Raw genomic sequence first — 9076 nt, 5'->3', positions numbered from 1 at the left:
CTAGTGACTGCGCTGGTGCTGGTCATTCTATCGCCAGCGGTCTGGGTGACTGTGCTGGGCAACGCTCAAGCCATCTACCCCTATGACCATCCAGCGCTGTTCTCCATGCCACTGGCTTTCCTGGTCATCGTGGTGGTCTCCAGGTTAGACCGCAGCGCCCGTGCAGAACGCGAGCGCGCCGCCTTCGATGACCAGTTCGTGCGCGCCCAAACCGGTCTCGGCGCTGCTGCGGCCTCCAACCATTGAGATGTGCGATGTAATCAGGCGCGCACTGCGTGATCGCCTGACCTTTCAGGGCGCCTTACGCGCCCTTTTTTTCAACAACACAATGGGCTCCAACCCGTTGGATTGCCGAGGTCCCTGATGCCTGACTACACCGCCCCGCTGCGCGATTTGCGCTTTGTCCTGCATGACGTCTTCGAGGCTCCCAGCCTGTGGGCGCGCCTGCCAGCCCTGGCTGAGACGGTAGATGCCGACACCGCCGACGCCATTCTGGAAGAAGCTGGCAAAGTCACCAGCAGCCTGATCGCCCCGCTCAACCGCAGTGGCGATGAAGAAGGTGCACAGTGGTACGCGGGCGAGGTGCGCACCCCGGCGGGCTTCAAAGAGGCCTATGCCACGTATATCGAAGGTGGCTGGGTTGGGCTGTCTGGCAACCCGGCGTATGGCGGCATGGGCATGCCCAAGATGCTCGCCGTAGCCTTTGAAGAAATGCTCTACGGTGCAGGCTCAAGCTTTGCCCTGTATTCCGCGCTGAGTTCCGGCGCGTGCCTGGCCATCGACGCCCACGCCAGTGAACAACTGAAGAACACCTACCTGCCACCGATGTACGAAGGCCGCTGGGCCGGCTCCATGTGCCTGACCGAAGCCCACGCGGGCACCGATCTGGGCCTGATCCGTACGCGCGCCGAAGCGCAAGCCGACGGCAGCTACCGCATCAGCGGCAGCAAGATATTTATCACCGGCGGCGAGCAGGACCTCACCGAAAACATCATCCACCTGGTGCTGGCCAAACTGCCCGAGGCCCCCACAGGGGCGCGCGGCATCTCGCTGTTTCTGGTGCCCAAAGTGCTGGTCAATGCAGACGGCAGCCTAGGCGCAAGTAACGCCGTAAGCTGCGGCTCGATTGAACACAAGATGGGCATCAAGGCCTCGGCCACCTGCGTGATGAACTTCGACGGCGCCACCGGCTACCTGATCGGCGAGCCGAATAAGGGCCTGGCGGCGATGTTCACCATGATGAATTACGAGCGCCTGTCCATCGGCATTCAGGGTATTGGTTGTGCCGAAGCCTCTTACCAGGCGGCCCGCGATTACGCCTGCGAGCGCCTGCAAAGCCGTGCAGCCAGCGGCCCACAGGCAGCGGACAAAGCCGCCGACCCGATCATCGTGCACGCCGATGTGCGGCGCATGCTGTTGAGCATGAAAGCCATGACCGAAGGCGGACGCGCCTTTGCCTGCTACGTTGGCCAGCAACTTGACCTCGCCAAGTTCAGCGACGACATCGCCGAGCAACAGCACGCCGAAACCCTGGTGGCGCTGCTCACGCCGGTGGCCAAGGCGTTCTTCACCGACACCGGGCTGGACAGTTGCATCCACGGCCAGCAGGTCTTCGGTGGCCACGGTTACATCCGCGAGTGGGGCCAGGAACAATTGGTGCGTGATGTGCGCATCGCGCAAATCTACGAAGGCACCAACGGTATTCAGGCCCTCGACCTGCTCGGGCGCAAAGTCATCGCCAACGGCGGCGTGGCGCTGCGCCAGTTCACCGCGGAGATCCGCCGGTTTGCCGAGCAACCCGGCAGCCCTTATGCCGTTGAACTGCTCGACGCCATTGAGCGCCTGGAAAACCTCAGCGCCTGGCTGCAACAACGCAGCGCCAGCAACCCCCACGAGACCGGCGCAGCCTCGGTGGAGTACCTGCACCTGTTCGGCTACACCGCCTATGCCTGGATGTGGGCGCGCATGGCCGCCGTGGCGCAGGCCAAACGCGGCGAGGACGAGGCGTTTTACAGCGCCAAACTGGCCACCGCCGCGTTCTTCTTCGCCCGCCTGCTACCACGCACCTTGGGCCTGGAAGCCAGCATCCGCGCGGGTAGCGACGCCCTGTATGGCCTGGCCGCCGAACAGTTCTGAACAACGGGCGACGAGCAGTCGCCCTCACAGTTGAGCGTTTGCGCGGCGTTCGTAGTGAACGTCGCGCTTTTTTATTCGAGGTAGAAAATCATCATGCAAGAAGTCGTCATCGTCGCCGCCACCCGTACGCCCATCGGCGCCTTCGGCGGCGCATTGAGCAGCGTCAGCGCGGTCGATCTGGGTGCGGCGGTGATCCGTCGCCTGCTGCAGGACACCGGCCTGCCAACGCAGCAGATCGATGAAGTGATCCTCGGTCAGGTGCTGACCGCAGGGGCCGGACAGAACCCCGCGCGGCAAAGTGTGATCCGCGCGGGCCTGCCGCACACCGTACCGGCGCTGACCCTGAACAAGGTCTGCGGCTCGGGGCTGAAAGCCGTGATCATGGCCGCCCAGGCCATTCGCTGTGGCGATGCCGAGGTGATCATCGCTGGCGGACAGGAGAACATGAGCCAGGCACCGCATGTGCTGAACAATTCGCGCACCGGCCTGCGCATGGGCCACGGGCAGTTGCTCGACACCATGCTCCACGATGGCCTGTGGGATGCCTTCAACGATTACCACATGGGCATCACCGCCGAGAACCTGGCCGAGCAATACGGCATCAGTCGCAGCGAGCAGGACGCCTTCGCCGCTCACTCGCAACTGCGTGCCTGCGCCGCCCTCGAAGCGGGACGTTTTGTTTCGCAGATCACGCCAATTGCCGTCGCCCAGCGCAAAGGCGACAGCCTGCTGGTGAGCACCGACGAACAACCGCGCCCCAGCACCACCTTGCAGAGCCTCAGCCAACTGCGCCCGGCCTTCAAACGCGACGGCAGCGTCACCGCCGGCAATGCCTCGACCTTGAACGACGGGGCCGCCGCCGTGCTGCTGATGAGCGAAGGCAAAGCGCAGGCATTGGGCTTACCGATTCTGGCGCGGATCAAAGCCCACGCCAGTGCCGGTGTCGACCCGGCGATCATGGGCATCGGCCCGGTGTTTGCCACCTGCCGCGCCCTGGAAAAAGCCGGTTGGAGCCTGGAGCAACTTGACCTGATCGAAGCCAACGAAGCCTTCGCCGCTCAAGCCATCGCCGTCGGCCGCGAATTGCAATGGGACAGCGCCAAGGTCAACGTCAACGGCGGCGCCATTGCCCTAGGCCACCCCATCGGCGCGTCGGGCTGCCGCATCTTGGTCAGCCTGGTGCATGAGATGATCCGCCGCGACGCACACAAAGGCTTGGCGACCCTATGCATCGGCGGTGGCCAGGGCGTGGCGCTGGTCATCGAACGCTAATCGCAGCGGTGAATGTAAAAAGCGACATCCACCCTACGTTGATTTCGGCGTAGGGTGGATCACGCTACACCGATCCACCAAGGCACACCCGGCGGATATCAAAAGCCTCGTCAGCCCTTCGTCCAATGGCCTGATCCACCCGTGTGGATCACGCTTGATCGATCCCCCTGCAATCCCCGACAAGAACAAGAGAATCCCCATGCGAACCCTGACCACCCTGACCGGCAACAGCCAAAAACTTGATGGCGGCGCGATGTTTGGTAACGCGCCCAAAGCCCTGTGGCAACGCTGGATGACGCCGGATGAACTGAACCGCATCGACCTCGGTTGCCGCGCACTGTTGGTACAAGAGGATGAGCGCACTATCCTGATTGAAACCGGCATCGGTGCCTTCTTCAGCCCCGAACTGAAAGAGCGCTTCGGGGTACAGGAAGACCGCCACGTGCTGCTCGACAGCCTGGCCGTTGTCGGCCTGAGTGATGCCGACATCGACATTGTGGTGCTCACCCACCTGCACTTTGATCACGCCGGCGGCCTGCTCGCCGCGTGGGAAGAAGGCCAGCCGGCGCGCTTGTTGTTCCCCCATGCACAGTTCATCACAGGCCGCCGTCAGTGGCAGAGAGCCTTCCAGCCGCACGCCCGCGACCGCGCTTCCTATATCCCTGAGCTGATGGCGTTGCTGGAAGGCAGCGGCCGCCTACAACTGATCGACGAAACCGAACACTGCGAGCTGCTTGGCGCGGACTGGCGTTTGCATTGGAGCGATGGTCACACGCCCGGCCAACTGCTGCCGGAAGTGGCCATGCCGGACGGCCCGGTGGTATTCCCCGGTGACCTGATCCCTGGCGCGCCGTGGGTGCACCTGCCCATCACCATGGGCTATGACCGCTTCCCTGAAGGCCTGATCGAAGAGAAAGAAGCGCTGCTGGCCGACCTCTTCAGCCGCAACGGCCGACTGGTGTTCACCCACGACCCCGCCACAGCCATGGGTCGCATCAGCCGTGATGAAAAAGGTCGTTATGGCTTGCAACAGGCCGCTGAACAGGTGTGCCAGCTGGCCAGTTAACCGGCTGTCTACAAACCGCCGCTGATACCCAGGCTAATGCCCATGGCGGTGGCCAGGGAGAGTGGCAACAGCAAAGTGTCGAGCAACGCGCTGACCGGCAGATCAGCCGCCGGATACGCCGGGGCTTCGGCGCCGAAGCGCTCGGTGGCGCAGCAGCCGCCCTGCAGGGCATACAGGTTGAGCCGCGTGCCGGCATAGACCACCGGCGCATCGGGCTTGGCTGCGTCGAGGGTGCGCACCGTGGCGCAGCCGCTCAGCGTCAGGGCCAAGCTCAACCCCAGAACCAGGCGACTCAGGCGCTTATTCATCGGGACTGATCTGATGGTGCTCACCCCAACGCGGCAGCATGTCTTGGGGAATGTTCAGGCAATTTAGGATGCGCGCTACGACAAAATCGATCAGGTCATCGATGGTTTGCGGTTGGTGATAAAAGCCCGGCGCCGCCGGCAGAATGGTCGCGCCCATGTTCGACAGCTTGAGCATGTTCTCCAGATGGATGCTGGAGAACGGTGCCTCGCGCGGCACCAGAATCAACTGACGACGCTCTTTGAGGGCCACGTCGGCGGCGCGCTCAATCAGGTTGTTGCACGCACCATGGGCAATCGCCGAGAGCGAGCCGGTGCTGCACGGCACCACAACCATCGCGGTCGGAGCACCAGAGCCTGACGCCGCCGGGGCCATCCAGTCTTCTTTACCAAAGACGCGAATCTGCCCCGGCGCGGCGCCGGTGTACTCATTCAAAAACGCCTGCATGGCCTGCGGTTTGCTCGGCAGGCTGACATCGGTTTCGGTGGCCATGACCAACTGCGCCGCCTTGGAAATCAGGAAGTGCACCTCACGGTCTTCGCGCACCAGGCAGTCGAGCAGGCGCAAGCCGTACTGCGCGCCCGAGGCACCGGTCATGGCTAGGGTAATTCGTTCTGGACCGCTCATCGAAGCTCCTCGAATGTTGGCTAAAACACTGCGCCGTTAGCCACACAGCAACCACGTAGCCCGGATGAAATCCGGGTGACTCTTGCCCCGGATTGCATCCGGGCTACGAACCTGACGATCTAGCGCTCAGCCAAGGCCGCTGCCAGCTTGCCATGCAAACCGCCAAAGCCGCCGTTGCTCATCACCACAATTTGTGTGCCCGGCGCGGCCTCGGCCTTGACCCCGGCGATGATCGCTTCCAGGGAATCGCACACCTGCGTCGACACCGTCGAGGCCGCGACCGTGCCGGCCAAGTCCCAGCCGAGATTCGGCGGCGCGTACCAGTAAACAGAATCGGCTTGCAGCACAGACTCAGGCAAGCCGTCGCGGTGCGCGCCGAGCTTCATCGAGTTGGAGCGCGGCTCGACAATGGCGATCAGCTTGGCGTCGCCGATGCGTTTGCGCAGGCCATCCAAGGTGGTGGCAATCGCCGTTGGGTGGTGAGCGAAGTCATCGAAAATGGTCACCCCGTTGACCTCGGCCACCTTCTCCATGCGCCGCTTGGCGTTGATAAAGCTGCACAGCGCAGCGATGCCCAGCTCCGGCACCACGCCCACATGGCGCGCCGCTGCCAGCACGGCCAGCGCGTTGGCCACGTTGTGTTGGCCGGTCAGTTGCCAGTCCACGGTGCCGGCGGTTTTACCCTCGAAAATCACCTCAAAGCGCGAGCCGTCGGCGCTGAGCAGATTGGCCTGCCATTGCCCGCCCTCGCCGGTGGTGGCGACGGGCGTCCAGCAGCCCATTTCGATCACGCGTTTAAGCGCCGGTTCAGTGGTGGGATGGATGATCAGCCCTTCACCGGGAATGGTGCGCACCAGATGGTGGAATTGCCGCTCGATGGCGGCTAGATCCGGGAAGATGTCCGCGTGATCGAACTCCAGGTTATTCAGAATCGCGGTGCGCGGGCGGTAGTGAACGAACTTGCTACGTTTGTCGAAGAAGGCGCTGTCGTATTCGTCGGCTTCCACCACAAAGAACGGCGTGCCACCCAAACGCGCGGAGATGCCGAAGTTCTGCGGCACACCGCCAATCAAAAAGCCCGGGCTCATGCCGGCATGTTCCAGCACCCAGGCCAGCATGCTCGAACTGCTGGTTTTACCGTGGGTGCCAGCCACCGCCATCACCCAACGGCCTTGCAGCACGTGGTCGGCCAACCACTGCGGGCCACTCACGTAGGGCAGGCCTTTGTTCAGCACATATTCCACCGCCGGGTTGCCGCGCGACAGGGCATTGCCGATCACCACCAGATCCGGCGCGGGGTCGAGTTGGGCGGCGTCATAGCCCTGCGTCAGTTCGATGCCCTGCGCTTCCAGCTGAGTGCTCATGGGCGGGTAAACGTTGGCGTCGGAGCCGGTTACACGGTGGCCGAGTTCCTTGGCCAAGACGGCCAGCGAGCCCATAAACGTGCCGCAGATGCCGAGAATATGGATATGCATGATGTACCTTGAAGGCGTCGTCAGAGCCGGTGAATAAGGCGGGATAAAAACTGGCCGCAGATTAGCACAGCGCCTTTGAGCTTTTCCGTCGGTTGGGTCGGGCGGTGATCCGTTGAGGAAACAACCCACACAGATCCGTTGGGCTTCGCTGCGCTCAACGCCAACCTACATGCGCTATCAAAACGCCGACCAAACACCCGTAGGTTGGGTTGAGGAGCCTGCGACGAAGCCCAACAGCCCACACAAACCCGCTGCGCTCACCGCCGACCTACCGCGTCAACAACCCTGCTTGGCGATGCAGTGTTTGCGCAGTTTGCGGTACAGGGTGTTGCGGCTGATGCCCAGTTGCTCGGCAGCATGGCTGATGTGCCAGTGCTGCGCGTCCAACACGGCCAGCAGCGCCTGGCGTTCGGCATCGCCCAGCTGATCGGGTTTGCTGACGGGCAGCGCGGCCAGTGCAGGCCGGGCATGGCGCATTTCAGCCGGTAAATCGGCTTGGCTGATCACGCCGTTTTCACATAACGCGCACAGGGTGCGCAGCACATTGCGCAGTTGCCGCACGTTACCCGGCCAGGCGTAGCCCAGCAGCGCCTCGCGCGCCGCATCGGCCAGGCGCACGGGTTGCCCGCGCGCTTCTTCGGCCAGCAGAAAATCCAGCAGTGCCAGCTTGTCGCTACGCTCACGCAGCGGCGGCAGTTCAATCACCAGGCCATTCAAGCGATAGAACAGGTCCTGGCGAAACTCGCCGCTGGCCACGCGCTCGTTGAGGTCGCGGTGGCTGGCGCTGATCACCCGCACATCAATGGCCTGCGCTTCACCGCCAATCGGCTCGACCCGGCGCTCTTCCAACACGCGCAGCAAACGGGTTTGCAGCACCAGCGGCATGTCGCCGATTTCATCAAGAAACAGCGTGCCGCCATCGGCCTGCTGCAACTTGCCGCGCATGCCTTCTTTGCGCGCGCCAGTGAAGCTGCCGCCGCGATAACCGAACAATTCACTCTCGATCAGGCTTTCGGGAATCGCCGCGCAGTTCAGCGCCACAAAAGGTTTGCCGCCGCGTGAGCTGACCTGATGCAGGGCCTTGGCGAAGGCTTCTTTGCCGGTGCCGGTTTCGCCACCGATCAGCAGCGGCACATCACGCTCATACACCCGCAGCGCCCGGCGGAAATCAGCCTGCAAACCCGCGTCGGCCAGACACAAACCCGGCGTTGCCAGCGCCGTAGCCGCCAGGGCCTGAGCGCTGCGCCGGGGTTGACCGCGCAGCATGGCAAACAACAACTGGCCACGTTGGGTGTACAACGGCCAACTGGCACTGGGCTGCGCCGAGGCGCGGCCGAGCAGATCATCCAAACGGCAGTCGAACACCTCGACCAAGGTACGCCCGAGCAGTTGCCGCCGCGACAGGCCGAGCAGGTTGATCGCACTCTGATTCACCGCACTCACGCGGCCATCGCCATCGAAAGCCAACAGCCCTTCGCTGAACTGACCGATGTATTCGGCCTGAGCATGAAAACGCAGCAGCCATTCGCCTTCATAGCTGCGCAGAAAGTGGCAACCCTCGATGGCCTTGGCCGACAGGTTGACCAGCGCCATGGTGTGGAACTGGCTCTGCCGCGACACGTCATGCCGCGCCGAGGACACATCCAGCACCGCCAGCAACTCACCATGCGGGTCGAACACCGGGCTGGCCGAACAGGTCAGGCCAGTGTGCCGGCTGCGGAAATGTTCGTTCTGATGGATGGTCAGCGGCTGGCGCTCGACCAAACACGTGCCGATGCCGTTGGTACCCTCGCAGGCTTCGCTCCAGTCGGCGCCGAGCCACAGGCCGGCGTGCTCGAAGGTGCGTTTTTCCGCCTGCTCGGTGACGCAGTTGAGGATCACCCCACGGGCATCGGTGAGCAACACGGCATGGCCAGAACCGGCCAGTTGGCGGTGCAGGCTGTTCATCTCGTTGCTGGAAATCTCCAGCACCTGCTGCAACTGCTCGCGTCGCTCAAGCATACGTGCGTGTTCGATGACAGCGGGCGGCATGTTCTGCGCTGGGTCGAGGTGGTGCTGCTGCAGGCAGCGCAGCCAAGAACGCGCCACAGAAGTATCGGCTGCGGGACCGGCGAGTTCGCCGCGCCCTTGGGCCACGGTCAATACCTGCTGAGCGTGACGGCTTGCTGGGTTATGCATTGTTATTATTCTCCGC

Annotated in this window: 7 protein-coding genes and 1 pseudogene; 4 read left to right on the top strand and 4 right to left on the bottom strand. The window is 63.3% G+C overall.

The genetic code is table 11. The features are described from left to right. The 4 genes and pseudogenes from AUK77_RS15065 to AUK77_RS15050 form a co-directional block, all read left to right on the top strand. A pseudogene (locus AUK77_RS15065) lies at positions 1-246 on the top strand (cation acetate symporter); the annotation flags it as partial. A gap of 117 nt (positions 247-363) precedes the next feature. After that, complete coding sequence (locus tag AUK77_RS15060) at positions 364-2136, top strand: acyl-CoA dehydrogenase C-terminal domain-containing protein (protein WP_296131112.1); 1773 nt, start codon at positions 364-366, stop codon at positions 2134-2136. Positions 2137-2229: 93 nt separating this feature from the next. Next, entirely contained in the window at positions 2230-3408 is a 1179-nt protein-coding gene (locus AUK77_RS15055; protein WP_296131109.1) for an acetyl-CoA C-acetyltransferase, read from the top strand. Positions 3409-3607: 199 nt separating this feature from the next. Next, the gene (locus AUK77_RS15050; RefSeq protein ID WP_296131107.1) at positions 3608-4474 is read left to right on the top strand and encodes an MBL fold metallo-hydrolase; all 867 of its coding nucleotides are present in this window, start codon (positions 3608-3610) and stop codon (positions 4472-4474) included. 8 nt (positions 4475-4482) lie between these two features. On the opposite strand, the gene AUK77_RS15045 is transcribed toward AUK77_RS15050, so the two are convergent. From AUK77_RS15045 to AUK77_RS15030, 4 genes are all read right to left on the bottom strand, one after another. Then, positions 4483-4782, bottom strand: coding sequence for a YceK/YidQ family lipoprotein (locus AUK77_RS15045; RefSeq protein WP_296131106.1), 300 nt, complete (start codon positions 4780-4782; stop codon positions 4483-4485). Continuing rightward, on the bottom strand, positions 4775-5407 hold the full coding sequence (gene ubiX, locus AUK77_RS15040; protein WP_296131104.1) for a flavin prenyltransferase UbiX: 633 nt from the start codon (positions 5405-5407) through the stop codon (positions 4775-4777). Before ubiX ends, AUK77_RS15045 begins: the two co-directional genes overlap by 8 nt. Positions 5408-5526: 119 nt before the next feature. Beyond that, on the bottom strand, positions 5527-6882 hold the full coding sequence (gene mpl, locus AUK77_RS15035) for a UDP-N-acetylmuramate:L-alanyl-gamma-D-glutamyl-meso-diaminopimelate ligase (protein ID WP_296131102.1): 1356 nt from the start codon (positions 6880-6882) through the stop codon (positions 5527-5529). 276 nt (positions 6883-7158) lie between these two features. Then, complete coding sequence (locus AUK77_RS15030; protein WP_296131099.1) at positions 7159-9060, bottom strand: sigma-54-dependent Fis family transcriptional regulator; 1902 nt, start codon at positions 9058-9060, stop codon at positions 7159-7161. Between the last annotated feature and the right edge of the window lie 16 nt (positions 9061-9076).

Origin of the sequence: Pseudomonas sp. Ga0074129 (genome assembly GCA_001465025.1) — a bacterium.
GTDB lineage: Bacteria > Pseudomonadota > Gammaproteobacteria > Pseudomonadales > Pseudomonadaceae > Aquipseudomonas.
The sequence above is the reverse complement of the archived record's forward strand: the minus strand, read 5'-3'. Positions and strand labels throughout refer to the sequence as shown.

Bases quoted from the DNA above. Each gene is read 5' to 3' on its own strand.
- AUK77_RS15060 (WP_296131112.1), top strand. From the start codon at position 364: ATGCCTGACTACACCGCCCCGCTGCGCGATTTGCGCTTTGTCCTGCAT.
- AUK77_RS15055 (WP_296131109.1), top strand. From the start codon at position 2,230: ATGCAAGAAGTCGTCATCGTCGCCGCCACCCGTACGCCCATCGGCGCC.
- AUK77_RS15050 (WP_296131107.1), top strand. From the start codon at position 3,608: ATGCGAACCCTGACCACCCTGACCGGCAACAGCCAAAAACTTGATGGC.
- AUK77_RS15045 (WP_296131106.1), bottom strand. From the start codon at position 4,782: ATGAATAAGCGCCTGAGTCGCCTGGTTCTGGGGTTGAGCTTGGCCCTG.
- ubiX (WP_296131104.1), bottom strand. From the start codon at position 5,407: ATGAGCGGTCCAGAACGAATTACCCTAGCCATGACCGGTGCCTCGGGC.
- mpl (WP_296131102.1), bottom strand. From the start codon at position 6,882: ATGCATATCCATATTCTCGGCATCTGCGGCACGTTTATGGGCTCGCTG.
- AUK77_RS15030 (WP_296131099.1), bottom strand. From the start codon at position 9,060: ATGCATAACCCAGCAAGCCGTCACGCTCAGCAGGTATTGACCGTGGCC.